This is a genomic window from Tardiphaga sp. P4_G1 (assembly GCF_056401215.1).
Genome location: NZ_JBFUJU010000002.1, coordinates 644008 through 669671, shown reverse-complemented (window position 1 = coordinate 669671; position 25664 = coordinate 644008). Strand labels below are relative to the sequence as shown.

Here is a 25664-nt window from a genome sequence, read left to right as displayed (position 1 = left end):
GATCGGGGATCGCAAAGATGGGAGTGTCGGAGCCGGGCGGAACCTTCTATAAGGGTTCCCGTTAAGCCAACTCTCCCATTATTGCGGATCTTGACCCATGACCTTCACGCTTCCCAATCTGCCTTACGCCTATGACGCGCTCGCGCCGCATATGTCGAAGGAAACGCTGGAATTCCATCACGATAAGCACCATCAGGCTTACGTGACCAACGGCAATAACCTGCTGAAGGGCACCGAATTCGAAGGCAAATCGCTTGAAGAAATCGTGAAGGGCTCGTTCGGCAAGAATGCCGCGCTCTTCAACAATGCCGGCCAGCACTACAACCATCTCCACTTCTGGAACTGGATGAAGCCGAACGGCGGTGGCGACAAGCTGCCCGGCCGTCTGGAGAAGAAGATCACCGAGGATCTCGGCGGTCTCGAGAAGTTCAAGACCGACTTCGCCGCTGCAGGCGTCGGCCAGTTCGGCTCCGGCTGGGCCTGGCTCTCGGTCAAGAACGGCAAGCTGGAAATCTCCAAGACCGCGAACGGCGAAAGCCCGTTGGTCCATGGCGCGACCCCGATCCTCGGCGTCGACGTCTGGGAGCACTCCTACTACATCGACTACCGCAACCGTCGTCCCGACTATCTCAAGGCGTTCGTCGATCACCTTGTGAACTGGGAATATGTCGACGAGCAGTTCGGCAAGGCGGTCTGATCGCTTTTGATTTGCGTTTAATGACGCGCGGGAAGGGCGGTGGCGCAAGCTGCCGCCTTTTTTCGTTGTCGTGACGTTTTCGTGTCTTGCTCGGCCTGCTGCGACTTGCCGCCGCAGACACGCTGCGGCAGAACGGAATGACGTGAGCCACCAAGCGCAGCGGGTATTCGATGAATTATGTTTTGGTTTTTGTCGGCGGCGGCCTTGGCGCCACCTTGCGCCATGTCATCAACATGACCTGCGCTCGCTGCATGGGGACGGCATTCCCGTGGGGTACCTTCATCATCAACATCACCGGTTCCGCGGTGATGGGCCTGATCGCCGGCTATCTCGCTTACAAGGGTGAGGCCTCGCAGCCATGGCGGTTGTTCCTGATGACCGGCATTCTCGGCGGCTACACGACGTTTTCGGCCTTTTCACTGGATACGGCAGTGCTCTATGAGCGCGGCGAATTGGGCCTCGCCCTGGCCTATGTGCTGGGGTCGGTGGTGCTGTCGATTGCTGGGCTTTTTGCCGGCCTGGCGCTGGTCCGCCACTTCGCCTGAACCCTCCCAGACTTGCGGTATGTTATAATATAACATAAATGACAGTCAGGCGCCTTGGCGCCGGATATTCATTGGCCAGGCCCGATTTCATGGCGCATTCCCATTCCCACGGTTTTGACCATTCCGATGGTCACGCTCACGGCCACGGTCATACCCACAGCCATGGCCCGGCAAGCCCGCATCCAGCCCAGCCTGCGCCCTGGTCGATCCTGCGCATGACGTTGCCCGCACGGCTGGGGGCTGCGCTGGCGGTCTCCGCAGCGCTCTGGGCGGTGGTTCTGCTGGCGATGAGGCCGTCATGACAGCGCAGCTCGCTTTCCAGAACGTCACACTGGGCTATGACCGGCATCCGGCGGTGCATCACCTCAATGGCGAGATCGCCGCTGGCAGTTTGCTCGCGGTGGTCGGGCCGAACGGCGCCGGCAAATCCACGCTGTTTCGCGGCATCGTCGGCATCCTGAAGCCGCTGACGGGCGCGATCACACTTGGCGGCCTGAAGGCGCGCGACATCGCTTACCTGCCGCAGAGCGTCGATATCGACCGCACATTCCCTATTTCGGTGTTCGACTTCGTCGGCACAGGGCTTTGGCGCACGACCGGGATATTCGGCGGCCTTGGCAAGACCGCGCGTGCGCAAATAGGACAGGCGCTCGCCTCTGTCGGCCTCAATGGTTTCGAGAACCGCAATATCGGCACGCTGTCGGGCGGCCAGATGCAGCGGATGCTGTTTGCGCGGGTGTTGTTGCAAGACGCACGCGTTATCGTGCTCGACGAGCCGTTCAATGCGATCGACGCCAAGACGTCGGCTGATCTGATTGCGCTGGTGCGTCACTGGCACGCAGAAAAGCGCACGGTGCTGGCGGCGCTGCACGATATGGAGATGGTGCGCTCGCATTTCCCGGAGACGTTGCTGCTTGCCCGCGGCTCCGTGGCCTGGGGTGCAACGCAGCAGGTGCTAACCACAGATAACTTGCTTGAAGCACGGCGCATGTGTGAGGCCTTCGACGATGGCGCGGGCACCTGCGTCGTCGATGCCGCGCATTCTCGGGCGGCCTGATCGCCATGTTTTACGATGCGCTGATCGCGCCTTTCCTCGACTTCGAATTCATGCGGCGTGCTTTGGCCGGCGTGGTGGCGCTCGCACTCGGAGGCGCGCCAATCGGCGTGTTCCTGATGCTGCGGCGGATGAGTCTCGTCGGCGATGCGATGGCGCATGCGATTCTGCCGGGGGCGGCAATCGGCTTCCTGTTCTCGGGGCTAAATCTGTTCGCGATGACGTTTGGTGGCTTGATTGCAGGCTTTTCCGTTGCGCTGCTCGCTGGTCTCGTGTCGCGCGTCACCGTCATCAAGGAGGATGCGTCGCTCGCGGCGTTCTATCTCGTATCGCTGGCAGTCGGCGTCACCATCGTTTCGATGCGCGGCACTAATATCGATCTGCTGCATGTGCTGTTTGGCAATATTCTCGCACTCGACGATCAGACGCTGCTGGTGATCGCGTTCAACGCGACGATCACGCTGGTGGTGATGGCGGTGATCTATCGTCCACTGGTGATCGAATGCGTCGATCCGGTGTTTCTGCGCACAGTCTCGCGCGCCGGTGCACCCGCGCATCTGGCGTTCCTCGCGCTGGTCGTCGTCAATCTCGTCAACGGCTTTCACGCGCTCGGTACGCTGCTCGCGGTGGGGCTGATGATCCTGCCGGCGGGCATCGCGCGGTTCTGGTCGCGTGATATCACGGGGATGATGATGATCTCCGTCGCGAGCGCGATGGTCTCCGGCTATTTCGGTCTGGTGCTGTCGTTCCAGACCAAGGTGCCGTCCGGTCCCGCGATCATCCTGGTCGCCGCGGTACTCTACGTATTTTCGGTTTTGTTCGGCAATGTCAGTGGCTTGGTAAGGCAATTGTTCCCCGGCCGGCATCTTGAGGCGTAGGTGTGTCAGTCATGCGGAAATCCAGCATATTCGTCCTTTCTGCTGTCCTGTCGCTTGTCACGGCGATCGTCCCGGCGCGTGCGCAGGACAAGATCGATGTCGTCGCGAGTTTCTCCATCCTGGGTGACCTCGTGCGCAATGTCGGCGGCGAGCGGATAGCTGTCACGACCCTGGTCGGCCCGAATGGCGATGCGCATGTCTACACACCGACGCCGCGTGACGCGAAAAAGATCGTCGACGCGAAGCTCGTTGTCGTCAACGGCCTCGGCTTCGAAGGCTGGTTGCCGCGGCTGGTCAAATCATCCGGCGGCAAGGCTGTCATCGTCACCGCGACACAGGGCATCGCACCGCGCAAGCTCGACTCGCACGAGGATCCGCACGCCTGGCAATCGGTGGCCAATGCCAGGATCTACGTCGCAAACATTCGCGATGCGCTGGCCAAGGCCGATCCTGCCGGTGCCGACACCTATAAGGCGAACGCCGAGGGCTATCTCGCGAAGCTGACCGCCCTCGACAGCGATGTGAAGGCGGCCATCGCCACCATTCCCGAAGCACACCGCAAGGTGATCTCGACTCACGATGCCTTCGGCTATTTCGCGGCGGCCTATGGCATCGAATTTATTGCGCCGCAGGGCGTTTCGACGGATTCGGAGCCCAGCGCGAAGGATATCGCGGTCATCATCACCCAGCTCAAGATCTCGAAAATTCCGGCGGTTTTTCTGGAAAACATCGCCGATCCCCGGCTGATGCGCCGGATCGCCGCCGAGACCGGGGCAAAAATCGGCGGAACGCTGTATTCCGACAGCCTGACGCCCGAAAACGGCGATGCACCCACTTACATTGATATGGTCAGGCACAATATAAAGGCGCTGACGAGCGCGCTGACCAGTTAGCGCAGGGGCACCCCTGCTGCCGGCGCTGCCCCTGAAAAGACCCCGCCGGAGTGATCATGTCTGAAGCGACTGCCAACAAAATTCCCGTGACCGTGCTGACCGGCTATCTCGGCGCCGGCAAGACCACGCTGCTGAACCGCATCCTGTCGGAAAATCACGGCAAGAAATACGCTGTGATCGTCAACGAATTCGGCGAGATCGGCATCGACAACGATCTCATCATCGGCGCCGATGAAGAAGTGTTCGAGATGAACAACGGCTGCGTCTGCTGCACCGTGCGCGGCGACCTCGTGCGTATTCTCGACGGCCTGATGAAGCGCAAGGGCAAATTCGACGCGATCATCGTCGAGACCACGGGTCTCGCCGATCCCGCGCCGGTCGCGCAGACCTTCTTCGTCGACGAGGACGTGCAGGCCCATGCGCGGCTCGATGCCGTCGTGACCGTGGCCGATGCCAAATGGCTGAGCGACCGCCTCAAGGATGCGCCGGAAGCCAAGAACCAGATCGCCTTTGCCGACGTCATCGTGCTGAACAAGATCGATCTCGTGTCGAAGGCCGAGCTCGCCGAAGTCGAGGCACGCATCCGCGCCATCAACCCCTACGCCAAGCTGCACAAGACCGAACGCGCGCAGGTGAAGCTGTCCGACGTGCTGGAGCGCGGCGCCTTCGATCTCGATCGTATTCTGGAGATCGAACCGGAGTTCCTCAGCGCGGACGACGGTCACGATCATCATGACCACGATCACGGCCATCATCACCATGATCATGGCCACGGTGGTTTGAAGCACTATCACGACGAGGACATGCACTCGATGTCGCTGCGCACCGACAAGGCGCTCGATGCGTCGACCTTCATGCCCTGGCTGCAGGATCTGATGGCCAAGGAGGGCGGCAAGATTTTGCGCTCCAAGGGTATCCTGTCGTTCTCCGGCGACGACGACCGCTACGTGTTTCAGGGCGTGCACATGATGCTCGAAGGCGATCATCAGCGGCCGTGGAAGGACGGCGAGAAGCGCGAAAGCCGTCTTGTCTTTATCGGTCGCGATCTGCCCGAGCAGCTGATCCGCGACGGCTTCGAACGCTGCATCCCCGCCTGATGATGTCCGATTTCAATCCGCTGCAGGAGCAGGAATCCATCGTATCGGTCACCGACCGCGTGTTGCCGGTGGCCATCGGTGCGTCGGTCACATCAGTGCATTTTCTCGGCGACAAGGCAGCCTTTGTCGGCGCCGAAGAGAAAGTCACGCTGGTCGATCCGGCAGGCGCGATGTCGCCGGTCGAGGTCGCGTTCGGTGGCATCCTGTGCTCGACCTCCGACGGCAAGCGCATCGTGATGGGCTGCGACGACGGCAAGGTCGTCGTGCTCGACCGCGACGGCACGGTCTCGACCTTCGCGACCGATACCAAGCGGCGCTGGATCGACAGCGTCGCGCTGCACCCCGATGGCGCCGTGGCGTGGTCGGCGGGCAAGACGGCCTTCGTGCAGGCGCCGAAGGGCGAGGTGAAATTCTTCGAGGTGCCATCGACCGTTGGCGGCCTTGCATTCGCGCCCAAAGGGCTGCGGCTCGCGATAGCCCACTACAACGGCGTGACGCTGTGGTTTCCCAACATGGCCGGCAATGCCGAAGTGCTGGAATGGGCCGGTTCGCATCTCGGCGTGACTTTCAGCCCGGACAACAAGTTTCTGGTCACCGCGATGCATGAGCCGGCGCTGCATGGCTGGCGTCTCGTGGACGGCAAGCACATGCGCATGACCGGCTATCCGGCACGCGTGCGCTCGATTTCCTGGAGCGCCGGCGGCAAGGGTCTCGCGACCTCGGGCGCGGATACGGTCATCATCTGGCCGTTTGCCAGCAAGGACGGCCCGATGGGCAAGGAGCCGGCGATGCTGGCGCCGCTCAAGGCCAAGGTCACCGTGGTGGCCTGTCATCCCAAGCAGGACATCTTGGCCGCCGGTTACAGTGACGGCACTATCCTGATGGTTCGCATGACCGATGGCGCGGAAATTCTGGTGCGGGCCAACAAAGGGCAGCCCGTCAGCGCGCTGGCCTGGAATGCCAAGGGTACGCTGCTGGCCTTCGCCGATCAGGACGGCGACGCGGGATTGCTGGAGCTGTAGTTCTTTCACCTCCCCTGTGGGGAGAGGGAGTTCACGACGGTCGGTGCGAGGCGGCATTGTCATCCGCCCGTCACTTCCTGTACGCATGCAGACATCATGCGATTTTTGGCAACATTCCAGACCTACGACTTCCTCGACACGCTGCTCAGCCTGGCCACGGCCTTTGTGCTGGGCACGCTGATCGGTGCTGAGCGACAATATCGCCAGCGCACCGCGGGCCTGCGCACCAATGTGCTGGTGGCGCTCGGGGCGGCCGCTTTCGTCGATCTGGCAATGCAGCTGCACGGTGCCGATGGCGCGGTGCGCGTGATCGCCTATGTCGTCTCCGGCATCGGCTTTCTCGGTGCGGGCGTCATCATGAAGGAAGGCACCAATGTGCGCGGCCTCAATACGGCGGCGACGCTATGGAGTTCGGCCGCGGTGGGCTCCTGCGCCGGCGCGGACATGATCGCACAGGCTATCGCGCTTACGTTTTTCGTGCTGGCCGGCAATACGTTGCTGCGGCCGCTGGTCAATGCGATCAACCGGGCGCCGCTGGACGCGAAGTCGTCGGAAGTGACCTATTACGTGCGGCTCACGGTCTCGCCCGAGGTGGTACCCGAGATGCGCGAGCGCCTGCAGGAGGCGCTGGAAGCCGCAAAATATCCGGTCGGCGATGTCGATGTGATCGAGCAGAGCGACACCCAGCAGGAGATCGTGGCCACGCTGGTCTCGACGGCCGTCGATCCCAAGGAGCTGGATGCCGTGGCCGCCCGGCTCGAGGCGTATGCCGGCGTGCGCAACGCCACATGGGACGTCAGCACCAAGGACTAGTCGTCCAGAAGAAGTCCAGGGCGCCATGGGCGATCTGCGACTTTCCGGCTCGGGAACTTTGGCGGCCGGCTCCCGTTGTCACCGCACATTAACTGCGGTGGATGCCATGATCCCGACGACCCAGACGCGCGTGTTCCGGACGTATTTCACGATCGCGATCTTGGCGACCGCTGCAGGATTGGGCGCATCGACGTCGGCAATGGCACGGCTCACGCTAACGCCACCATCCGCGCGATTTGCCCAGGCAACGCCGCCACTGCAGTCGACGCCTGGTGCCGAAAACAAGCCATCGGCCCCCGCAGAACCGGCGACTACTGGCCAGCGCCCGCAGGAAACGCCGCCGCAGCCGGCCCGTCCGGATGCAGAAGCACGCGATGCCGGCGCCAAGCCGGCGCTGCCACCAGCGCCGGCGGAGAAAACGGCGCCGCCGATCACGGCGAAGTAGTCATACGCTGAGCTAGCGATCATTCAGACGGTGTTGGGATCCAGCAGCGCCAGCGTGATCCAGTGCGCTTCTAAAGCCGGTTTGGTCACGCCTTCCACTTCGATAACCGCATCCCAGGCCGATTGCAGCGAAACCACGCGTTCGGTCAGCTTGACCAGGCGAAACTTGCCGCGCACCCGCGTGCCGGATTTGACCGGACTGTTGAACCGCACGCGCTCGAAGCCATGGTTGACGCCCATCCGCGTTCGCTCGACGCCCGGCATCGCATCGAAAGCCAGCGTCGACAGCAATGACAGCGTTAGAAATCCATGGGCGATCGTACCGCCAAACGGCGTCTCAGCCTTGGCGCGCTCGGGATCGGTGTGGATGAATTGATGATCGCGGGTGGCGTCTGCAAACGTATGGATCATCGTCTGATCGACCATCAGCCATTCCGACACGAGTTCGGGTCCGTTGAGCAGCTTGCGATATTGTTCCAGCGGAATCAGCTTGGCGCGGATCGCTTCCATTTCGGCTGCACGTCTCTCGTCTGACACTCCGGCTTCCCAATATTTGCGCCCGTCATGGACGGCGTTTCAAACGGCCCTTTTTAAGCTCATATGTCATCGTGGTCTCGTGTTTTCACGTGTCCACGGCGGCTGGCTGGGCAGGTGCCTGCAATCTTGTCTCGCCAGCTTCACCAGTCGCCTCCATACTCCCTGCGCACGAGATCACAGGGGTGCTTCATGAAAATCGACGACGTTCGCAACAACGCCTATTCGATGCCGCTGACCAATCCGTCATTCCCGCGCGGGCCCTACAAATTCTACGACCGCGAATATTTCATCATCAGCTATCGCACCGATATGGACGCGCTGCAGGCCGTGGTGCCGGAGCCCTTGGAAATCATCGATAATATCGTGAAATATGAATTTATCCGCATGCCGGATTCCACCGGCTTCGGCGACTATACCGAGACCGGGCAGGCAATCCCTGTACGTCTCAACGGCGTCGAGGGCGTCTATATCCATTCGATGTATCTCGACGACGATGCGCCGATTGCCGGCGGTCGCGAATTGTGGGGCTTTCCGAAGAAGCGCGCGACGCCGAAGATCGCCGTGGAGAGCGACGTGCTGGTGGGCACGCTGCATTACGGCTCGGTGCTCTGCGCGTCAGGCACCATGGGCTACAAGCACCGGCCGGTGGATCATGACACGGTGATGCATGCGCTGACGGTGCCGAACTTTATTCTGAAGATCATCCCGCATGTCGATGGCACGCCGCGCATCTGCGAGCTGGTGCGCTATCACCTGGAAGAGATCAATCTCAAGGAAGCCTGGACCGGGCCTGCCGCGCTTGGCCTGTTTCCACATGCGCTGGCGGATGTGGCGCGGTTGCCGGTGAAAGAGGTCGTGTCGGCGTTGCACTTCAAGTGCGACCTGACGCTGGGATTGGGCGAAGTGGCGTTTGATTATCTGGCGAAGTGAGCTGTCCAGGGCCTCCTCACACGCCGACGTCATACGCGGGCTTGACCCGCGTATCCACCTTTCTGCACCGTCCAACGAAGATGGATGGCCGGGTCAGGCCCGGCCATGACGTGGGGAGAAGGCAGAGCCTCACCATAAAATGCGAAGGTACAAAAAAGGCGGCAGTGTCCGACACTGCCGCCTTCGTCGTTACTCATTCAGGCTGAGCACTCAGTTCAACGCACCAGCACGTTCTTGAACTGCCACGGGTCGCTCGTGTCGATATCTTCCGGGAACAGGCCCGGACGGCCTTCGAGCGGCGTCCAGTCGGTGTAGTAGCCCTTCACCGGGCCGAGATAGGGTGTCTGGATCTCCAGCAGACGCTCGAAGTCGATCTCGTCGGCCTCGACGATGCCTTCGGTCGGGTGCTCCAGTGCCCAGACCATGCCGCCGAGCACGGCCGAGGTCACCTGCAGGCCGGTGGCGTTCTGATAGGGCGCGAGTTCACGCGTCTCCTCGATGGAGAGCTGTGAGCCGAACCAGTAGGCATTGTTGTCGTGGCCGTAGAGCAGCACACCGAGTTCGTCGATACCGTCGACGATTTCGTTTTCGTCGAGGATGTGGTGCTTCGTCTGCATCTTGCCGGAGCCGAACATCTCGTGCAGCGACAGCACGGCATCGTCTGCCGGGTGATAGGCATAGTGGCAGGTCGGCCGGAACACCGCGGTGCCCGAAGCGTCGCGCACCGTGAAATAATCGGAGATCGAGATCGACTCGTTGTGGGTGACGAGGAAGCCATATTGTGCGCCGCGGGTCGGGCACCAGGTGCGCACGCGCGTATTGGCGCCGGGCTGCATCAGGTAGATCGCAGCGCCGCAGCCGGCCTCATGGGTGTGTGCATTCTCCGGCATCCACTTTTCATGGGTGCCCCAGCCGAGTTCGGACGGCTGCACGCCTTCCGAGAGGAAGCCTTCGACCGACCAGGTGTTGACGAAGACCTCCGGCGGCTTCGGCGACTTGGAGCGTTGCGTGTCGCGCTCAGCGATGTGGACGCCCTTGATGCCGGCCTGCCGCATCAGGTCCGCCCATTCGGCCTTGGTCTTCGGCTGCGGGGCATTGAGCTTCAGGTCGGAGGCGACGTTCAGCAGCGCCTGCTTGACGAAGAAGGAGACCATGCCGGGATTGGCGCCGCAGCAGGAGACCGCCGTGGTCGAGCCGGGCTTACGTGCCTTCTTGGCGGCCAGCGTCGTTTCGCGCAAAGCGTAGTTGGAGCGTGCTTCGGCGCCCTTCGAGGCGTCGAAATAGAAGCCGAGCCAAGGCTCGTTGACCGTGTCGATGTAGAGCGCGCCGAGCTCGTTGCAGAGCTCCATGATATCGACCGAGCCGGTATCGACCGACAGGTTGACGCAAAAACCCTGGCCGCCGCCCTCAGTGAGGAGCGGCGTCAGCAGGTCGCGATAATTCTCCCTGGTCAGCCCCTGCTGGATGAAGCGCAGGCCATGCTTGTCGCACAGCGCCTTGCGGCCCTCATCCTTGGGATCGAGCACGGTGATGCGCGACTTGTCGTAGTCGAGATGCCGCTCAATCATCGGCACCATGCCTTTGCCGATCGAGCCGAAGCCGACGATCACGATGGGGCCAGTGATCTTCGCGTAGATCGGCGAGGCGGGGGATGAGGACATCAGCTTCTAACTCCAGACAGGGATCGAGATGAACGCGCTGCGTCGTGCGCGGTTGGGAAAGGACAGTGACGATGTGACATCAGAATGAAATTTCGGGAATGAAATCTCGATGCCGGTATTAAATGCAGCTCAGCGCCGTATGCCGACCGAGAGAACGGTCAGCGAACGTGGTTCCCCCGAGGGCGTCTCGAATGTAATGGACTGCCCCGCAGAAAGGCCGATAAGCGCGGCTCCGATCGGGGTCAATACCGAAATTCGCCCGGCGTCCACGTCGGCGGAGGTCGGATAGACCAGTGTGACGTGCTTTTCCTGCCCGCTGATATCGTCGCGGAACGTCACATCGGACTCCATGCCGACGATTCCGGGCAATGGATGAGTATCGGGCACGATCGTCGCGCGCTCAACTTCGCCGGCCAGAAAGTCGGCGGTCACGGGGGACTTCTCTGCAGCGGCCTCGGCCAGTACGCCGAGACGCTCACCGTCGCTGCGGCGGAGTGTGATGGGCGGCAGCTCAGTGCGAAGGGAATGGATCATGGGTTTCACAGCCAAATGACGCCCGGCGCGCAAAGCGCCCGAGCATGCCAAGAATGATGAGGATGTTGAAATCGAACAAGCCCGGACGGCACGCGCGCGTGCGCCCGGGTCACATTCCTGCTTGAAGGTGACCGGCGCGGAGCAGTAAGCGGTTGCGGGGCAGGTTCGTCATGATGGCCGAAACCTATGTATCCTGCAGTGAAAGTCAACCGGCGATGGCGCCGTTGCTAGCAGCGACGTCAAACGGGTGTGTCTGACGCGCGGTTGACGATCAGCTGCGCCGCTTGGCGGTGACTTCGATTTCGACTTTCATCTCGGGCTTGTAGAGCCCGGAGACCACGAGGAGCGTGGCGGCGGGCCTGATCTCGCCGAGATGGGCACCGGTCACCGCGAACACCTTGTCGGCGTCGCTGGCGTCGGTGATGTAGTAGATCGCACGCACGATATCGGCCATGGCAAAGCCGGCCTCCCTCAGCGCGGCTTCAATGGTCTTGAAGCAGTTCTGTGTCTGTGCCGTGATATCTGCCGGCAAGATCATGGTGGTGTAATCGTAGCCGGTAGTTCCGGACACGAAGCAGAAATCGCCATCGACCACGGCGCGGCTGTAGCCAGCGGTCTTTTCGAATGGCGATCCGGTGGAAATCAGTTTGCGCGTCATTACCGGGCTCTCCTGCGGAGGTGAGCTCCGCAATGCCGTGTCTTGGTGGTCAAATCAAGCCGCGTGGGCCAGATCGGCAGGCTCAGCAGCCTTGCGGACCCATTTACCGCTTCCGAAGATGATGCCGCGGGCGCCATCCAGCGCTCCGGGCTTCAGCTCGAGGCCGAGCAGGCGATCACGCTCGAACGGCCCGGGCAGCGCCAGCGCGGTCAACCTGTCCGGCGAGAATCCGAAACGCGCGTAATAGGGGGCGTCGCCGAGCAGCACGATGGCGCCATGGCCGCGCGCCGAGGCCTCGGCGATCGCGTGATTCATCAACGCGGCGCCAAGGCCAAGGTCGCGGGCACCCGGATCGACCGCCAGGGGGCCGAGCATCAGTGCAGCTCGGCCCCCGGCGTCGACATGCCAAAGCCTGATCGTGCCGACCAGCCTGCCTTGCACCACCGCCGAGAAGGCCAGGCCTTCGGCGGGCAGTCGTCCGTCACGCAGTCGCTGGCAGGTGCGGGCATGGCGCGAAGCGCCGAAGCTCACATCCAGCAGAGATTCACGGGCGGCGACGTCGGAGCCACGTTCCGCACGGATCTCGTACGAAGGGGCTGCGATGGGCAGGGCAACAGTGTTGTTGGTGGCGGTCTCGTGCAGATCGGTCATGGCATGTCGGTCCCCACTCCGTTTTTCACACGGAGTGTTGTCATCCAGAATTGGAAGGTGACGGGATGAGAGCCGGCGGGCCGGCTCTCCGATTAGTCATATCCGGGGTGGATGCCGGATATAGTGAGCGAAGTCAGATTTGCAACGCTCAGATATGGAAGGTGCGCAGCGGCGGGAAGCCGTTAAACGCCACTGCCGAATAAGTCGACGTATAGGCGCCGGTGCCTTCGATCAGCAGCTTGTCGCCGATCTCGAGCGTCACGGGCAGCGGATACGGCAGCTTCTCATACATCACGTCGGCCGAATCGCAGGTCGGGCCGGCGAGCACGCAGGGCGTCATCTCGGCGCCGTCATGCGGCGTCTTGATGGCGTAGCGGATCGACTCGTCCATGGTCTCGGCGAGACCGCCGAACTTGCCAATGTCCAGGTAAACCCAGCGCACGTCGTCCTCGTCGCTCTTCTTCGAGATCAGAACGACTTCGGCTTCGATGATGCCTGCATTGCCGACCATGCCGCGACCCGGCTCGATGATGGTCTCTGGAATCGCGTTGCCGAAGTGCTTGCGCAGCGCACGGAAGATCGAACGGCCGTACTGCACGACCGCCGGGACTTCCTTGAGGTACTTGGTCGGGAAGCCGCCGCCCATATTGACCATGGACAGGTTGATCCCGCGCTCGGCGCAGTCACGGAACACCGACGAGGCCATCGCCAGCGCACGGTCCCATGCCTTCACCTTGCGCTGCTGCGAGCCGACATGGAACGAAATGCCATAGGGCTCCAGGCCAAGACGCTTGGCGAGGTCCAGCACGTCGACAGCCATTTCCGGATCGCAGCCGAACTTGCGCGACAGCGGCCACTCGGCGCCGGCGCAATCGTAGAGGATGCGGCAGAACACGCGGGCGCCGGGAGCAGCGCGCGCGATCTTCTCGACCTCGGCGGCGCAGTCGACCGAGAACAGGCCGATGCCGAGCGCGTGGGCGCGCGCGATATCGCGTTCCTTCTTGATGGTGTTGCCGAAGGAGATGCGGTCCGGCGTGGCGCCAGCGTCGAGCGCCATCTGGATTTCCTGCACCGACGCGCAGTCGAAGCACGATCCCATCGAGGCCAGCAGCGACAGCACTTCCGGCGCCGGATTTGCCTTCACCGCGTAGAACACGCGGCTATCAGGCAAAGCCTTCGCAAAGCTCTGGAAGTTGTCGCGCACGACTTCGAGGTCGACGACGAGGCACGGCTCGACATCGGTGCCCTCGTTGCGGCGGGCGCGGAGGAATTCCTGAATACGTTCGGTCATAGCACTCTCCCAAACGGCCCCGCGAAAGGGTCACGTTCAAAAAATGATGACGGTTCAGCGCTTTCGGACCCAGACACGCGATGGAGGCGTGGCAAAGCCAAAAGTACAGACCGTAAGTGCTGCCGTGGATTGGTTGGGAGTGACCCTACCGCACACCTGGCAATGAAGGACAAGCCTCTTCGGTATTCGCGCTGGCTGTTGGAAAGCCAGCAGAGACCAAAAAAGCCCGCTCCGTCGTTGCTTTAAGTCGCGTCCCCCGTTGAGAACGAGGTGCGCCGGTTCGCCTCCGGCTGCCAGTCACGGTTGCAAAGAACAAAGTCACCTTCAACGGCATCTCTGGAGAGAGATGCTGGCCTTTCGCAAAACTCCGCGAACGACCCTCGGCTTCTTCATCCCTTGGCGGCTGTCCGGCCTCTTGTCCGGATACCTACCGACTGACACACGACCACAGGCACGTGCGAAATTGGGCAAGACCGGAAATAGGTTCTTTGACCCTGCTACGCAACAATTTTTTTGGGCTGCGGGGCATTTTATTCAACGCCATCGCGCGGCGTTGCAAACGAGACGCACTCAGTGCGCCCAACATGAACGGATGTTAAGTTCGGTTAAGGAATTGGCGTAGTCTGGGGCTGGCGTGGAGTGCTGAACTACACCAGCGTCATGGTCCTGTAGTCGTCCTCTCGTGCGGCTGTCATCTCGCTCTCGGTGTCTTCTTCCGCGAGAGGAAGGATCCCGTAAACGCTACAGCTAGCGACGAATCACGAGCGGCCCGGGTGACTGGCGCTCGACTCAAGCACGCAATTGCGCGCCTGGCTGGGCAATGACAGTCGAGTGTGAAGAAGCCGGAGAGTGGAGCTGTGCGGGCACGCAGCGATCAGCCGCGGCGGGTGAATGGCTCGATCCGTGCGGCGGTGCGCAGGAAGGCGACCATGATAGCGACGCCGCAGAGGAACAGGCAAACCTGCAGGATGTGCTCGCCGGTGGTGGAGAGGCCGAACAGGATCGACAGCGCCCAGCCGCCCGCGAAGGCGGCGCCGAACACTTCCGCGCCGATCAGGATCGCCGCCGAGATGACGGTGATGACGCTGGGCCAGTAGATGCGGCGAGGGGCGGTGGAGGTGGTCATATTCTCAAGGTCCTGTTTCGGGCCGCAATCTCTCCGAAAAAGCCTGCTGCGGCAAGCACTAAAGGGCCCAAAAAAGCCCCATCGCGTGGTATAGATCGACGCATTCTATGGGCTTCAAAGCAGGATTTCTTATGTCAGAAACGTCGGTCTCGCCGGTTGCGTCGAAAGGTCTCGAAAATCCGCTTCTGAAAGCCTGGCAGACCCCGTTCGAGACCCCGCCGTTCGACGAGATCAAGCCCGAGCACTTCATGCCGGCCTTCGAACAGGCGTTTTTCGACCATTCGGCCGAGATTGCCGCGATCGTGAACGATCCGGCCGCGCCTGACTTCGCCAATACGATCACGGCGCTGGAGCGCTCCGGCAAGTTGCTCAGCCGTGTGGCATCGGTGTTCTACGATCTGGTGTCGGCGCATTCCAATCCGGCGATCCTGGAGATCGACAAGGACGTGTCGTCGCGGATGGCGCGGCACTGGAATCCGATCATGATGAATGCCGTGTTGTTCGGCCGCATCGTGGCGTTGCACGACAAACGCGCCGAGCTCGGCCTCACCACCGAACAGATGCGTCTCCTGGAGCGGACCTATACCCGCTTCCACCGCTCCGGCGCCGGCCTCGACGAGACCGCCAAGGCGCGAATGGCCGAGATCAACGAGCGTCTCGCGCATCTCGGCACCAGTTTCAGTCATCATCTGCTCGGCGACGAGCAGGAGTGGTTCATGGAGCTCGGCGAAGGCGATCTCGATGGGCTCGCCGAGAGCTTCGTCGCCTCGGCCAGGGCCTCGGCTGACGAGCGCGGCATGACTGGCAAGGCGATCATCACCACGTCGCGGTCCTCGATGGAGCCGTTCCTGAAAAGCGCGGCGCGGCGCGACCTGCGCGAGAGGGCCTACAAGGCCTTCATCCAGCGCGGCAACAATGGCAACGCCAACGACAACAACGAGACGATCGTCGAAATCCTGAAGCTGCGCGAGGAGACCGCGAAGATCCTGGGCTTCCCGACCTTCGCGGCCTATCGCCTGGAAGACTCCATGGCCAAGACGCCGGAGGCCGTGCGCGGTCTGCTGGAGCGGGTCTGGAAGCCGGCGCGTGCCCGCGCGCTGGCCGATCGCGATGCGCTGCAGGAGCTGATCGCGGAGGAGGGCGGCAACTTCAAGCTCGCTGCCTGGGATTGGCGCTATTACGCCGAAAAGCTGCGCCAGCGCCGCGCTAATTTCGATGATGCGGCGATCAAGCCTTATCTGACCCTCGACAACATGATCGCGGCGCAATTCGACACCGCGACGCGTCTGTTCGGTATCACCTTCGCCGAGCGCAAGGACGTGCCGGTCTGGCATCCGGATGTCCGCGTCTGGGAGGTCAAGGACGCCTGCGGCGCGCTCAAGGCCATCTTCTATGGCGACTACTTCGCCCGCCCGTCGAAGCGCTCTGGCGCCTGGATGACCTCGCTGCGCGACCAGCAGAAGCTCGACGGCGACGTCGCGCCGCTGGTGCTGAACATCTGCAACTTCGCCAAGGGCACCGACGGCCAGCCATCGCTGCTGTCGCCGGACGATGCGCGCACGCTGTTCCATGAATTTGGCCATGGCCTGCATGGCATGCTCTCGAACGTCACCTATCCCTCGCTGTCGGGCACCTCGGTGTTCACCGACTTCGTCGAACTGCCGTCGCAGCTCTATGAACACTGGCAGGAGCAGCCGCAGGTGCTGCAGACTTTCGCCAAGCACTACCAGACCGGCGAGCCGCTGCCCGACGATCTGCTGAAGCGGTTCATCGCTGCCCGCAAGTTCAACCAGGGCTTTGCCACGGTGGAGTTCGTTTCGTCGGCGCTGATCGACCTCGAATTCCACACCCAGCCGGCGTCTGCTTCGGCAGATGTCGCGGCCTTCGAGAAGAAGGAACTGGAGAAGATCGGCATGCCCGAGGAAATCGCGCTGCGACACCGGCCGACGCAGTTCGGGCACATCTTCTCCGGCGATCACTATGCGTCTGGCTACTATAGCTACATGTGGTCCGAGGTGATGGATGCGGACGCCTTCGGCGCCTTCGAGGAAGCCGGCAACATCTTCGATCCCGCAGTGGCCAAGCGGCTGCATGACGACATCTATTCGTCGGGCGGTTCGGTCGATCCGGAAGCGGCCTATATCGCGTTCCGCGGTCGCGCGCCCGCGCCGGATGCGCTGCTGCGGCGGCGCGGGTTGTTGGAAGAGCCTGAGGCGGCGTGAGGTGATACTTCTGATGAACCGCTTTTTGGGTCTGATCGCGATCGTTGTTGCGCTGGCTGGCGGCATCACCGCCGCCTCGGCCCACCCGCATGTCTTCGTCACGGCATCCAGCGAACTGATCTACGCGCCGGACGGCACCATCACAGGTGTGCGTCATGCCTGGGTGTTCGACGACATGTTCTCGACCTATGCGCTGCAGGGCATCGAGAGCAAGACCAAGGGCGTCTATACCCGCGAGGAACTGGCGCCGCTGGCACAGACCAATGTGGAGTCGCTGAAGGAATTCGCCTTCTTCACCTTCGCCAAGGTGGAAGGCAAGAAGCAGCGCTTCAACGATCCCGTCGACTATTATCTGGAAAAGCGCGACGCAGCTCTGGTGCTGCACTTCACGCTGCCATTCAAGACGCCGTTCAAGGCCAAGAAGATGGAGCTGGAAATCTTCGATCCGAGCTTCTTCGTCGATTTCGGCCTCGAGAAGAAAGATCCCATCAAGCTAGCCGGCGCACCGGCCGCCTGCACGATGGCGATCCAGCGCCCGTCGGACGGCGCCGCCAAGGCGCAGACCATGAATGAAGACACTTTCATGAATGGCGAGAACAGCAATTACGGCGCCATGTTCGCCAATAAGATCACGGTCGATTGCCCATGAGTGTAACTTCATCGACAGGTCTCCCCCCGCGTCATGCCCGGGCTTGTCCCGGGCATCCACGCCTAGACACCGGCATCCGGAAGACGTGGATGGCCGGGACAAGCCCGGCCATGACGAGCGGATGGAGTGTCGTTCTTGTTTGTGCGGCAGTGCTGGTCGTCGCCACCATGACCGACGCTTCGCTGCATCACGCTCTCGCGCAGAATCCGTTCGGGGCGCCGAAGGGCGTGCCGGATTCACAGGTCGGCGGCATCATCGGCTGGTTGCTCACCAAGCAGTCCGAATTCTACCGGGCGATGTCGGCGACCATCCGTGCCGCGAAGTCCGACGGCAGCGCCGTGTGGACGCTGCTGGCGATTTCCTTTGCTTACGGCATCTTCCACGCCGCCGGACCCGGGCACGGCAAGGCGGTGATCTCGTCTTATCTGGTCGCCAATGAAGAGACCGCCAGACGCGGCATTGCGCTGTCCTTCGTCTCCGCGCTGATGCAGGCACTGGTGGCGGTATTGATCGTCGGCATTGGTGCCTGGCTGCTGAATGTCACGGCCAAGACCATGTGCAGCACCGAGCGCTGGGTGGAAATCGCCAGCTACGGTCTCATCGCGGCCTTCGGCGCGCGGCTGGTCTGGAGCAAGGGGCGCGGTTTTATCCGCGCCTTGCGGCCGTCGCTGCCGGCCGCCGGCCCGCAGCTCGCGATGGCGCATGCCAGTGCGTCCGCGCATGATCATGGCCATGACCACCATCATCACGAGCACGCTCATGGCCACGCGCATGCTCATGCGCACGCCCATACGGCGCATGCCGAGGCGACGGCTTCAGCACATGCGCATCATGAGCACGGTCATCACGATCACGTTCATGACGAGCATTGCGGCCATTCCCATGGCCCGACGCCGGATCAGCTCGCTGGCCCCGGTGGCTGGGCGCGTGGATTATCGGCCGTGTTCACGGTAGGCATCCGGCCGTGTTCCGGCGCGATCCTCGTGCTGGTCTTCGCGCTGGCGCAGGGCATGTTCTGGGCCGGCATCGCGGCCACCTTCGTGATGGGCCTGGGAACCGCGATTACCGTGGCAACCATTGCCGTCATCGCCGTCTCCGCCAAGGGTCTCGCCGGCCGTTTGGCCGGTGGCCGCGATGGCAGTGGCGCGCTGGTGATGCGGGGGATTGAGTTCGGCGCGGCGGCGCTGGTGATGCTGTTCGGCGTTGGCCTGCTGCTGGGCTATGTCGCGGCCGAACGCGTCACCTGTTTCTGATCACCGTCCTGCCCTGATGGACAGTCCATCGTCTTGACAAGGTCCAGCCAAAGCGCGAAGCCACCGGCATCATGACAAATGTCGTTTCCCTCGAGCAGCCACCGGCCTCCACCCTGGAGATACCGGAACGCGTCGGCGTCTTGCTGGTCAATCTCGGAACTCCCGACACCGCGGATACCCGCGGCGTGCGCGTCTATCTCAGAGAGTTCCTGTCCGATCCGCGCGTGATCGAGAACCAGGGCCTGCTGTGGAAGCTGATCCTCAATGGCATCATCCTGACCACACGGCCGCGCCGTAAGGCCAAGGACTATCTGAAGATCTGGAACACGGAGAAAAACGAATCTCCGTTGAAGACGATCACCCGTGCGCAGTCCGACAAGCTCGCGGCGTCACTCGATAGCCATACCCATCTCGTGGTGGATTGGGCGATGCGCTACGGCAATCCGTCGATCCGTTCCCGCATCGCTGACCTGACTGCAAAGGGCTGCGACCGCATTCTGGTGGTGCCGCTCTATCCGCAATATTCGGCGGCGACGTCTGCGACGGTCTGCGACGAAGTGTTCCGCGTACTCGGCACCATGCGTGCGCAGCCGACGCTGCGGGTCACGCCGCCCTATTATGACGAGCCGGATTATATCGGCGCGCTGGCGACCTCGATCGAGAAGCATCTGGCGACGCTGTCATTCGTGCCGGAAATGATCGTGGCGTCGTTCCACGGCATGCCGCAGAAATACATCGACAAGGGCGATCCCTATCAGGCGCAATGCGTGGCCACGACCGAAGCGCTGCGCAAGCGGCTCGGGCCGGACGCGCCGAAGCTGCTGCTGACCTTCCAGTCGCGTTTTGGTTTCGATGCCTGGCTGCAGCCCTATACTGACAAGACCATCGAGCAGCTCGCCAAGGACGGCGTGCGTCGCATTGCTGTCGTAATGCCGGGCTTCTCGGCGGACTGTCTGGAGACGCTGGAAGAAATTGCGCAGGAGAATTGCGAGATATTCCTGCACAACGGCGGCGAGCAGTTCTCTGCGATCCCCTGTCTCAACGATAGCGACGAGGGCATGGACACGATCCGCCAGCTTGTGCTGCGTGAGCTGCAGGGCTGGATCTAAGGGCGCTCCAACCCATTCACGTCATTGCGAGCGCAGCGAAGCAATCCAGAAGCCACAGGCGAAGACTGGATTGCTTCGTCGCAAGGGCTCCTCGCAATGACGGCTGAGAGGTCCGTGGCTCGCGATCACGTCGGCGCTCTCGCTTTTCCCGATTTCGAACCTTAAAATCCTCCACGCCGACAAAACAACGAGGCGCCATATGTCGCGCGTCCATTTTGCCGCAGGGAGACTTTAATGTCCGGTTACGACATTTTCGCCATCGCCGTTGTGCTGCTGATCATCTTCACGCTGTTCGCCGGCGTGAAGACCGTGCCGCAGGGCTATGACTGGACCATCGAGCGCTTCGGCAAATTCACCCGTACGCTGTCGCCAGGCCTCAACCTCATCATCCCGTATTTCGACCGCGTCGGTCGCAAGATGAACATGATGGAGCAGGTGATCAGCATCCCCGAGCAGGAAGTGATCACCAAGGACAACGCCACCGTCACCGTGGACGGGGTCGCGTTCTTCCAAGTGTTCGACGCGGCCAAGGCAAGCTACGAAGTGTCCGACCTCAATCAGGCGATCATCGTGCTGACCATGACCAACATCCGTTCGGTAATGGGCTCGATGGATCTCGATCAGGTGCTGTCGCATCGTGACGAGATCAATGAGCGGCTGCTGCGCGTCGTCGATGCCGCGGTGTCGCCATGGGGCCTCAAGGTCAACCGTATCGAGATCAAGGACATCGTGCCGCCGGCCGATCTGGTCGAGGCTATGGGCCGGCAGATGAAGGCCGAGCGTGTCAAGCGCGCCGACATTCTGCAGGCTGAGGGTCAGCGCCAGTCGGAAATTCTCCGTGCCGAGGGTGCCAAGCAGGGCCAGATCCTGCAGGCCGAAGGTCGCCGCGAGGCTGCGTTCCGTGACGCCGAGGCACGCGAGCGTTCCGCAGAGGCCGAAGCCAACGCAACGCGGGTGGTGTCGGAGGCGATTTCGAAGGGTGACGTTGCGGCGCTGAATTACTTCATCGCCGACAAATACATCAAGGCGTTCGGCCAGCTTGCGGAATCGCCGAACCAGAAGGTCATCATGCTGCCGGTGGAAGCCATGAGCATGCTGGGCTCGCTGGCCGGTATCGGCGAGATCGCCAAGGCGACCTTCGGCGAGAACTCGACCTCGGCCCAGGCTGCCGCGCGCCGCAGCGGATCGGTGCCGCCGGCGGGTACAACGCCGCCGCGCAGCTAGGGATTTCGCAATGGCCGAAATGTTCGTCACTTTGGGGAGCTGGAACTGGCTGATCTTCGGCGTGCTGCTGATGGCGCTGGAGCTGCTGGCGCCCGGCGTCTTCATGTTCTGGCTCGGGCTGTCCGCATTCCTGGTCGGCGTGCTGTCCTTCATCGTCACGCCGTCCTGGCAAGTGCAGATCCTGCTGTTCGGATTGTTCGCCGTTGCCGCCGTTCCGCTGTGGCGGCGTATTGCGCGTCAGAAGCCCGGCGCCAATCCGAACCCGTTCCTCAACAAGCGCAGCGACGCGCTGGTCGGCCGTATCTGCACGCTGGATCGGCCGATCATCGACGGCGAGGGCATCGTGCGCATCGACGACACGGTCTGGCGCGTCAGTGGCCCGGATACGCCGGCCGGGACGCGGGTAAAGATCGTGAAGGCGGATGGGGCCAGTCTGACGGTGGACGTGGCCTGATCAGTCAGCCGCCAGCGATTTGCTCCACCGCTCCGCAAAGTGATGCAGTGGCAGGAAGGTGTCCTGCAACTCCCGGCCTGTATCCGTCAGCCCATAGCCGTCGGGCCGCAGCGCGATCAGACCCGCGTCTCTGAGATCGCTCAGGCGTGCCTGCAGAACGGTAGGGGACGCGTCGTCGCAAGCCTCGCGCAGCGCTCGTGAGGTCAGGGAGTGCTCACGCAACTCCCAAAGAATGCGCAGCGTCCAGCGCCGGCCTAGCAGGTCGAGCAGCGCCATGATCGGTCGGCCGGTCGTCGAGCCGCGCACACCGCGTCTGGGCTGCTTGGAAACGGACTTTGCCATCACATTACTCTCTTGCAGGGCGCTACAAAATATGTAGCATGTCGCTACGATTATTGTAGCGCAGGAGTTGGGCATGTCACGCATCGCGCCGCTGCAGCCGCCTTATGCTTCCGACATTCAGACGCAATTCGATGCGATCATGCGCGGGGCGCCGCCGCTGATGCTGTTTCGCGTGATCGCCGGTCATCCGAGGGCATGGAGCAAATTTCGCGCAGCTGGCCTGCTTGATCGCGGACCGCTGTCGCTGCGGGAGCGCGAGATTGTCATAGATCGCACCTGCGCACTGACCGGATGCGAATATGAATGGGGCGTCCATGTCGCGACCTTTGCAGACGCGGCGAAGCTGACGGAAGCGGAGGTGAGGGCGACCGTTGACGGTGACTCACAGGCGACATGCTGGTCGTCAGCGGAACAAGCTCTGATCGCGGCAGTCGATGCGCTGCATCACCGCGCCACGCTCAGCGATGAGGAGTTCAAGACGCTGGCCGCTCACTACGATGACGCGAAAATCTTCGAGATCATCCTGCTGTGTGGATTCTATCGTACAGTGTCGTACATCGCGAACGGCTTGGCATTGCCACTCGAAGCGAATGCGGCAAGGTTCCTGCGAACTGCAAGCTAACGTGGCTTACGCCACGCCCGCCCGTAGCAGATCGTGCAGATGCACGATGCCGACGGGCTTTCTGGCGTCCGTCACCAGCAGCGCGGTGATCTTCGACGAGTTGAGGATTTCCAGCGCTTCGCCGGCGAGCAGGTCACGGCTGATGGTCTTGGGATTCTTGGTCATGACTTCATCGACCGAGACCGTCATCAGGTCGGCGCGCATGTGACGGCGGAGATCGCCGTCGGTGACGATGCCGACCACATGGCCGTTGCCATCGGTGATGCCGACGCAGCCAAAGCCCTTCGAGGACATTTCCACCAGCGCATCGGACATCTTGGTGCCGAGCGGCTTGAGCGGCACGGCGTCGCCCGAATGCATGAGGTCGCGGGTGTATTTCAGCATCGCGCCCAGCTTGCCGCCGGGGTGCAGCACGCTGAAATCCACCGACGTAAAGCCACGGCCTTCCAGCAGCGCGATCGCCAGCGCATCGCCCATCGCCAGCAGCATCAGCGACGACGTCGTGGGCGCGAGATTATGCGGGCAGGCCTCGCGCGCCTTCGGCAGCGTCAGCGCGACATCGGCGGCCTCGGCCAGCGTCGAGGTGGCTTCGGAGGTGATCGCGACCACGCCGATCCTAAAACGCTTGGCATAGGTGATGAGGTTCTTCATCTCCGGCTGCTCGCCGGACCAGGACAGCGCCATGATGACGTCGTCGGGCGTGATCATGCCGAGATCGCCATGGCTGGCTTCGGCGGCGTGCACGAAAAAGGCGGGTGTACCGGTCGATGCGAAGGTCGCGGCGATCTTGCGGCCAATATGACCGGACTTGCCGAGGCCCGTGATGATCAGGCGGCCTTTGGCCTTGAGGATCAGGTCGGCGGCCGCGACGAAGGCCGGGCCGAGGTCGGATTGCAGCGCGGTTGCCAGCGCAGTGACGCCGCTGGCTTCGGCCTCCAGCGTACGCAGCGCCGAGGCAATCGCTTCAATGGCCTGATCGCTCATCGCTGCCGTCGTTTTCGTCGGAAGGCCGGGTGTCTTGGAGAGGGGCATCAATCGCATCCTGGGGCCGTAAATTGTCCGGCTGTGTCGCCGTCCTCTTAGCACGGCTGGGCCTGCCTGGCGAAACCCCGCCGATGCGATCTCAACGGGCCATTAACCATAAGCGTTTTAACTCCCTTAACCATGAGTTGTCGTGCGCGCCTCCGGCGACGCTCTTGGTGGATTTTGTAAGCTTTTGATGGTGTTGGAGTTTTTCTGATCGTGAGGATGGGTCGAGTACGCGACCGCCGCAACTGCGCCTGGGCCAACGGCGCGGTTTCGGCATGTCTGTGCCTGAGCCTCCTCATGCCATCTCCGGCATTCTCGCAAGCATTGACGTCAGACCTGCTGGCGCCGGTCCCGGGCGGCTTCGTGTCGCCGCAGAACCTGCCGACGCGCCGGACGACGGATGCGCCGCTCCAGCCAAATGGAACGCTGCAGACCAGCCAGCTATCGCCGGATCGCATCCCACAGTCGATCATCACACCACCCATACCCGCCGCATCGGGCGCCGCCGGCACCGGATTCGATGCGCTCAACCGCAAGCGCAAGCAGATCAAATATTATCCGGGCGCGAAGAAGCCGAAGCCGCCAGTGGGGCCTGGCAGCCCGCCGCCGCCGCTGGTGCCCGAAACGCGGCCGTCACCGCCATCGGCCAAGGCCGCCAAGCCTCCCGTCGCCCCATCGGTTGCCGGCACGGTGGTAGGTCAGCCGCCGCGCCGGCGATTGCCGATTGATCCCGATCCTTATGCCCCGACCGGCGTGCGCGTCGGCAGCTTCCTCGTGAAGTCGGCAGTGGAAATCTATGGCGGCTACGACAATAACCCGGCGCGCTTCGTGCAGCCGAAGGGGTCGTCGTTCTACAAGGTTGCGCCAGAGCTGCTGGCCGCAACCGACTGGACGCGGCACTCGATCATCGTGGATCTGCGCGGATCCTTCACCGGCTATGAGAAGCAGTTTCCCGCAGCGCCATTCCAGACTTCGCCGGCACCCGAAAATGTCGATCGCGCCGAATTCAACGGCAAGATCGCCGGTCGTCTCGATGTCGCCCGCGACCTGCGCGTTAACAGCGAAATGCGTATGCGGGTCGGCGCGGATAATCCGGGCAGCCCGAACATTCAGGCCGGCTTGAAGGAGTTCCCGCTGTTCACGACGACTGGTGGGTCGCTCGGGGTCGAGAAGGACTTCAACCGCCTTCAGATCAAGGTCGATGGTCTCGTCGATCGCACTGTCTATCAGGATTCGAAACTGACCGACGGCACCCAGACCAACAACAATGACCGTAATTTCAATCAGTATGGCGGCGTCGGCCGCGCCACCTATGAAGTGCTGCCGGGTCTGAAGCCATTCGCCGAAGTCCAGGGCGATGTCCGTGTGCACGACGATCGGGCGGATCGCTTCGGCTATCTCAGGGATTCCAGCGGCGGCTATATCAAGGCCGGCACGACGTTTGAATTCACGCGTCTGCTGACGGGCGAAGCCTCAATCGGTTATGCAGCGCGCAGCTATACGGATACGCGGCTGGAGGTTCTCAAGGGCCTGCTGACGTCAGCCTCGCTGATCTGGACGGCCACACCGCTGACGACTGCAAAATTCGTTTCGACCACGTCGATCGACGAGACCACCGTGCCCGGCGTTCCCGGCATTCTCACGCGCACCTATACGGTTGAGGTCAATCACGACTTCCGGCGCTGGCTGACGGCCACGGGCAAGTTCACTTACGTGACGCAGGACTATCAGGAAAACTTCCGCTTCGATAAGATCTACTCGCTGCAGGGTGATCTCGTTTACAAGCTGAACCGTGAAATCCAGCTCAAGGCGCAGGTGCGCCGCGATATCCTGGATTCAAACATCCTTGGCGCGAGCACGGCCTCGACGGTGGTGATGCTGGGTGTGAGACTGCAGCGATAGCGGTCAAAAATCGCTGGGCGCCACGTC

The 25664-nt window shown here is 62.3% G+C and carries 28 protein-coding genes; 19 read left to right on the top strand and 9 right to left on the bottom strand.

Translation table 11 applies throughout. The annotated features are described in order from the left end of the window. Nucleotides 1-97 precede the first annotated feature (97 nt). From AC1DUY_RS07265 to AC1DUY_RS07220, 10 genes are all read left to right on the top strand, one after another. Nucleotides 98-697 (top strand): superoxide dismutase, encoded by a 600-nt coding sequence (locus AC1DUY_RS07265; protein WP_093757222.1) that lies wholly within the window; start codon nucleotides 98-100, stop codon nucleotides 695-697. 170 nt (nucleotides 698-867) lie between these two features. Then, nucleotides 868-1242 carry a fluoride efflux transporter CrcB gene (gene crcB, locus AC1DUY_RS07260; protein ID WP_231079114.1) on the top strand — a complete coding sequence of 125 codons (375 nt, stop codon included), beginning with the start codon at nucleotides 868-870 and terminating at the stop codon, nucleotides 1240-1242. 89 nt (nucleotides 1243-1331) lie between these two features. Next, a complete protein-coding gene (locus tag AC1DUY_RS07255) occupies nucleotides 1332-1544 on the top strand; it encodes a hypothetical protein (RefSeq protein ID WP_089265775.1) in 213 nt (70 codons plus the stop codon). Then, entirely contained in the window at nucleotides 1541-2299 is a 759-nt protein-coding gene (locus AC1DUY_RS07250) for a metal ABC transporter ATP-binding protein (RefSeq protein WP_478113282.1), read from the top strand. The genes AC1DUY_RS07255 and AC1DUY_RS07250 overlap by 4 nt, the downstream gene beginning before the upstream one ends. A gap of 5 nt (nucleotides 2300-2304) precedes the next feature. After that, nucleotides 2305-3174 (top strand): metal ABC transporter permease, encoded by an 870-nt coding sequence (locus AC1DUY_RS07245; RefSeq protein ID WP_478113280.1) that lies wholly within the window; start codon nucleotides 2305-2307, stop codon nucleotides 3172-3174. Nucleotides 3175-3185: 11 nt separating this feature from the next. Beyond that, nucleotides 3186-4067, top strand: coding sequence for a metal ABC transporter substrate-binding protein (locus AC1DUY_RS07240; protein WP_478113278.1), 882 nt, complete (start codon nucleotides 3186-3188; stop codon nucleotides 4065-4067). Nucleotides 4068-4123: 56 nt separating this feature from the next. Beyond that, nucleotides 4124-5164 (top strand): CobW family GTP-binding protein, encoded by a 1041-nt coding sequence (locus tag AC1DUY_RS07235; protein ID WP_478113276.1) that lies wholly within the window; start codon nucleotides 4124-4126, stop codon nucleotides 5162-5164. Further along, nucleotides 5164-6186 (top strand): WD40 repeat domain-containing protein, encoded by a 1023-nt coding sequence (locus tag AC1DUY_RS07230; RefSeq protein WP_478113274.1) that lies wholly within the window; start codon nucleotides 5164-5166, stop codon nucleotides 6184-6186. The genes AC1DUY_RS07235 and AC1DUY_RS07230 overlap by 1 nt, the downstream gene beginning before the upstream one ends. A gap of 96 nt (nucleotides 6187-6282) precedes the next feature. Then, nucleotides 6283-6999 carry an MgtC/SapB family protein gene (locus AC1DUY_RS07225; RefSeq protein ID WP_089265780.1) on the top strand — a complete coding sequence of 239 codons (717 nt, stop codon included), beginning with the start codon at nucleotides 6283-6285 and terminating at the stop codon, nucleotides 6997-6999. A gap of 106 nt (nucleotides 7000-7105) precedes the next feature. Next, complete coding sequence (locus tag AC1DUY_RS07220) at nucleotides 7106-7444, top strand: superantigen-like protein SSL4 (RefSeq protein WP_439074596.1); 339 nt, start codon at nucleotides 7106-7108, stop codon at nucleotides 7442-7444. Between the two features lie 23 nt (nucleotides 7445-7467). Here the strand turns inward: AC1DUY_RS07220 and AC1DUY_RS07215 are convergent, their stop codons facing one another. After that, nucleotides 7468-7953, bottom strand: a complete 486-nt coding sequence (locus AC1DUY_RS07215; RefSeq protein ID WP_478113389.1) for a MaoC family dehydratase — start codon at nucleotides 7951-7953, stop codon at nucleotides 7468-7470. 216 nt (nucleotides 7954-8169) lie between these two features. Between AC1DUY_RS07215 and AC1DUY_RS07210 the strand changes: the two genes are divergently transcribed. Then, nucleotides 8170-8910: an acetoacetate decarboxylase gene (locus tag AC1DUY_RS07210; protein WP_478113273.1), complete on the top strand. Its 741-nt coding sequence runs from the start codon at nucleotides 8170-8172 to the stop codon at nucleotides 8908-8910. A 215-nt stretch (nucleotides 8911-9125) separates the two neighbouring features. On the opposite strand, the gene AC1DUY_RS07205 is transcribed toward AC1DUY_RS07210, so the two are convergent. From AC1DUY_RS07205 to AC1DUY_RS07180, 6 genes are all read right to left on the bottom strand, one after another. Then, nucleotides 9126-10571 carry a homospermidine synthase gene (locus tag AC1DUY_RS07205; protein WP_441230737.1) on the bottom strand — a complete coding sequence of 482 codons (1446 nt, stop codon included), beginning with the start codon at nucleotides 10569-10571 and terminating at the stop codon, nucleotides 9126-9128. A gap of 129 nt (nucleotides 10572-10700) precedes the next feature. Then, the gene (gene rnk, locus AC1DUY_RS07200; RefSeq protein ID WP_089265783.1) at nucleotides 10701-11105 is read right to left on the bottom strand and encodes a nucleoside diphosphate kinase regulator; all 405 of its coding nucleotides are present in this window, start codon (nucleotides 11103-11105) and stop codon (nucleotides 10701-10703) included. A gap of 271 nt (nucleotides 11106-11376) precedes the next feature. After that, nucleotides 11377-11763 (bottom strand): RidA family protein, encoded by a 387-nt coding sequence (locus tag AC1DUY_RS07195; protein WP_478113271.1) that lies wholly within the window; start codon nucleotides 11761-11763, stop codon nucleotides 11377-11379. Nucleotides 11764-11817: 54 nt separating this feature from the next. Beyond that, nucleotides 11818-12414 carry a GNAT family N-acetyltransferase gene (locus AC1DUY_RS07190; RefSeq protein ID WP_478113270.1) on the bottom strand — a complete coding sequence of 199 codons (597 nt, stop codon included), beginning with the start codon at nucleotides 12412-12414 and terminating at the stop codon, nucleotides 11818-11820. Between the two features lie 148 nt (nucleotides 12415-12562). Beyond that, nucleotides 12563-13705: a type III PLP-dependent enzyme gene (locus AC1DUY_RS07185; RefSeq protein WP_068728986.1), complete on the bottom strand. Its 1143-nt coding sequence runs from the start codon at nucleotides 13703-13705 to the stop codon at nucleotides 12563-12565. 874 nt (nucleotides 13706-14579) lie between these two features. Next, the gene (locus tag AC1DUY_RS07180; protein ID WP_068728984.1) at nucleotides 14580-14831 is read right to left on the bottom strand and encodes a hypothetical protein; all 252 of its coding nucleotides are present in this window, start codon (nucleotides 14829-14831) and stop codon (nucleotides 14580-14582) included. A gap of 131 nt (nucleotides 14832-14962) precedes the next feature. On the opposite strand from AC1DUY_RS07180, the gene AC1DUY_RS07175 reads away from it, so the two are divergent. From AC1DUY_RS07175 to AC1DUY_RS07150, 6 genes are all read left to right on the top strand, one after another. Further along, the gene (locus AC1DUY_RS07175; RefSeq protein WP_478113268.1) at nucleotides 14963-17053 is read left to right on the top strand and encodes a M3 family metallopeptidase; all 2091 of its coding nucleotides are present in this window, start codon (nucleotides 14963-14965) and stop codon (nucleotides 17051-17053) included. Between the two features lie 13 nt (nucleotides 17054-17066). Further along, nucleotides 17067-17702 carry a DUF1007 family protein gene (locus AC1DUY_RS07170; protein WP_478113266.1) on the top strand — a complete coding sequence of 212 codons (636 nt, stop codon included), beginning with the start codon at nucleotides 17067-17069 and terminating at the stop codon, nucleotides 17700-17702. A gap of 167 nt (nucleotides 17703-17869) precedes the next feature. Then, nucleotides 17870-18955, top strand: a complete 1086-nt coding sequence (locus tag AC1DUY_RS07165; RefSeq protein WP_478113387.1) for a nickel/cobalt transporter — start codon at nucleotides 17870-17872, stop codon at nucleotides 18953-18955. Between the two features lie 71 nt (nucleotides 18956-19026). Then, nucleotides 19027-20064, top strand: a complete 1038-nt coding sequence (gene hemH / locus AC1DUY_RS07160) for a ferrochelatase (protein ID WP_478113264.1) — start codon at nucleotides 19027-19029, stop codon at nucleotides 20062-20064. A gap of 234 nt (nucleotides 20065-20298) precedes the next feature. Next, a complete protein-coding gene (locus AC1DUY_RS07155; RefSeq protein WP_089265787.1) occupies nucleotides 20299-21288 on the top strand; it encodes an SPFH domain-containing protein in 990 nt (329 codons plus the stop codon). A 10-nt stretch (nucleotides 21289-21298) separates the two neighbouring features. Next, the gene (locus AC1DUY_RS07150; RefSeq protein WP_120287203.1) at nucleotides 21299-21742 is read left to right on the top strand and encodes an NfeD family protein; all 444 of its coding nucleotides are present in this window, start codon (nucleotides 21299-21301) and stop codon (nucleotides 21740-21742) included. Here the strand turns inward: AC1DUY_RS07150 and AC1DUY_RS07145 are convergent, their stop codons facing one another. Continuing rightward, the gene (locus AC1DUY_RS07145) at nucleotides 21743-22084 is read right to left on the bottom strand and encodes a winged helix-turn-helix transcriptional regulator (RefSeq protein WP_478113261.1); all 342 of its coding nucleotides are present in this window, start codon (nucleotides 22082-22084) and stop codon (nucleotides 21743-21745) included. It lies immediately after the preceding gene. Nucleotides 22085-22157: 73 nt separating this feature from the next. On the opposite strand from AC1DUY_RS07145, the gene AC1DUY_RS07140 reads away from it, so the two are divergent. Beyond that, on the top strand, nucleotides 22158-22706 hold the full coding sequence (locus AC1DUY_RS07140; protein ID WP_089265790.1) for a carboxymuconolactone decarboxylase family protein: 549 nt from the start codon (nucleotides 22158-22160) through the stop codon (nucleotides 22704-22706). A 6-nt stretch (nucleotides 22707-22712) separates the two neighbouring features. Here the strand turns inward: AC1DUY_RS07140 and AC1DUY_RS07135 are convergent, their stop codons facing one another. Next, the gene (locus tag AC1DUY_RS07135; RefSeq protein ID WP_478113385.1) at nucleotides 22713-23690 is read right to left on the bottom strand and encodes a KpsF/GutQ family sugar-phosphate isomerase; all 978 of its coding nucleotides are present in this window, start codon (nucleotides 23688-23690) and stop codon (nucleotides 22713-22715) included. Between the two features lie 342 nt (nucleotides 23691-24032). Between AC1DUY_RS07135 and AC1DUY_RS07130 the strand changes: the two genes are divergently transcribed. Then, on the top strand, nucleotides 24033-25637 hold the full coding sequence (locus AC1DUY_RS07130) for an outer membrane beta-barrel protein (RefSeq protein WP_478113258.1): 1605 nt from the start codon (nucleotides 24033-24035) through the stop codon (nucleotides 25635-25637). Nucleotides 25638-25664: the final 27 nt, after the last annotated feature.

Excerpts from the sequence above, each read along its gene's own strand:
- AC1DUY_RS07265 (WP_093757222.1), top strand. The coding sequence starts at position 98 with ATGACCTTCACGCTTCCCAATCTGCCTTACGCCTATGACGCGCTCGCG.
- crcB (WP_231079114.1), top strand. The coding sequence starts at position 868 with ATGAATTATGTTTTGGTTTTTGTCGGCGGCGGCCTTGGCGCCACCTTG.
- AC1DUY_RS07255 (WP_089265775.1), top strand. The coding sequence starts at position 1,332 with ATGGCGCATTCCCATTCCCACGGTTTTGACCATTCCGATGGTCACGCT.
- AC1DUY_RS07250 (WP_478113282.1), top strand. The coding sequence starts at position 1,541 with ATGACAGCGCAGCTCGCTTTCCAGAACGTCACACTGGGCTATGACCGG.
- AC1DUY_RS07245 (WP_478113280.1), top strand. The coding sequence starts at position 2,305 with ATGTTTTACGATGCGCTGATCGCGCCTTTCCTCGACTTCGAATTCATG.
- AC1DUY_RS07240 (WP_478113278.1), top strand. The coding sequence starts at position 3,186 with ATGCGGAAATCCAGCATATTCGTCCTTTCTGCTGTCCTGTCGCTTGTC.
- AC1DUY_RS07235 (WP_478113276.1), top strand. The coding sequence starts at position 4,124 with ATGTCTGAAGCGACTGCCAACAAAATTCCCGTGACCGTGCTGACCGGC.
- AC1DUY_RS07230 (WP_478113274.1), top strand. The coding sequence starts at position 5,164 with ATGATGTCCGATTTCAATCCGCTGCAGGAGCAGGAATCCATCGTATCG.
- AC1DUY_RS07225 (WP_089265780.1), top strand. The coding sequence starts at position 6,283 with ATGCGATTTTTGGCAACATTCCAGACCTACGACTTCCTCGACACGCTG.
- AC1DUY_RS07220 (WP_439074596.1), top strand. The coding sequence starts at position 7,106 with ATGATCCCGACGACCCAGACGCGCGTGTTCCGGACGTATTTCACGATC.
- AC1DUY_RS07215 (WP_478113389.1), bottom strand. The coding sequence starts at position 7,953 with ATGGAAGCGATCCGCGCCAAGCTGATTCCGCTGGAACAATATCGCAAG.
- AC1DUY_RS07210 (WP_478113273.1), top strand. The coding sequence starts at position 8,170 with ATGAAAATCGACGACGTTCGCAACAACGCCTATTCGATGCCGCTGACC.
- AC1DUY_RS07205 (WP_441230737.1), bottom strand. The coding sequence starts at position 10,571 with ATGTCCTCATCCCCCGCCTCGCCGATCTACGCGAAGATCACTGGCCCC.
- rnk (WP_089265783.1), bottom strand. The coding sequence starts at position 11,105 with ATGATCCATTCCCTTCGCACTGAGCTGCCGCCCATCACACTCCGCCGC.
- AC1DUY_RS07195 (WP_478113271.1), bottom strand. The coding sequence starts at position 11,763 with ATGACGCGCAAACTGATTTCCACCGGATCGCCATTCGAAAAGACCGCT.
- AC1DUY_RS07190 (WP_478113270.1), bottom strand. The coding sequence starts at position 12,414 with ATGACCGATCTGCACGAGACCGCCACCAACAACACTGTTGCCCTGCCC.
- AC1DUY_RS07185 (WP_068728986.1), bottom strand. The coding sequence starts at position 13,705 with ATGACCGAACGTATTCAGGAATTCCTCCGCGCCCGCCGCAACGAGGGC.
- AC1DUY_RS07180 (WP_068728984.1), bottom strand. The coding sequence starts at position 14,831 with ATGACCACCTCCACCGCCCCTCGCCGCATCTACTGGCCCAGCGTCATC.
- AC1DUY_RS07175 (WP_478113268.1), top strand. The coding sequence starts at position 14,963 with ATGTCAGAAACGTCGGTCTCGCCGGTTGCGTCGAAAGGTCTCGAAAAT.
- AC1DUY_RS07170 (WP_478113266.1), top strand. The coding sequence starts at position 17,067 with ATGAACCGCTTTTTGGGTCTGATCGCGATCGTTGTTGCGCTGGCTGGC.
- AC1DUY_RS07165 (WP_478113387.1), top strand. The coding sequence starts at position 17,870 with ATGACCGACGCTTCGCTGCATCACGCTCTCGCGCAGAATCCGTTCGGG.
- hemH (WP_478113264.1), top strand. The coding sequence starts at position 19,027 with ATGACAAATGTCGTTTCCCTCGAGCAGCCACCGGCCTCCACCCTGGAG.
- AC1DUY_RS07155 (WP_089265787.1), top strand. The coding sequence starts at position 20,299 with ATGTCCGGTTACGACATTTTCGCCATCGCCGTTGTGCTGCTGATCATC.
- AC1DUY_RS07150 (WP_120287203.1), top strand. The coding sequence starts at position 21,299 with ATGGCCGAAATGTTCGTCACTTTGGGGAGCTGGAACTGGCTGATCTTC.
- AC1DUY_RS07145 (WP_478113261.1), bottom strand. The coding sequence starts at position 22,084 with ATGGCAAAGTCCGTTTCCAAGCAGCCCAGACGCGGTGTGCGCGGCTCG.
- AC1DUY_RS07140 (WP_089265790.1), top strand. The coding sequence starts at position 22,158 with ATGTCACGCATCGCGCCGCTGCAGCCGCCTTATGCTTCCGACATTCAG.
- AC1DUY_RS07135 (WP_478113385.1), bottom strand. The coding sequence starts at position 23,690 with ATGAGCGATCAGGCCATTGAAGCGATTGCCTCGGCGCTGCGTACGCTG.
- AC1DUY_RS07130 (WP_478113258.1), top strand. The coding sequence starts at position 24,033 with ATGCCATCTCCGGCATTCTCGCAAGCATTGACGTCAGACCTGCTGGCG.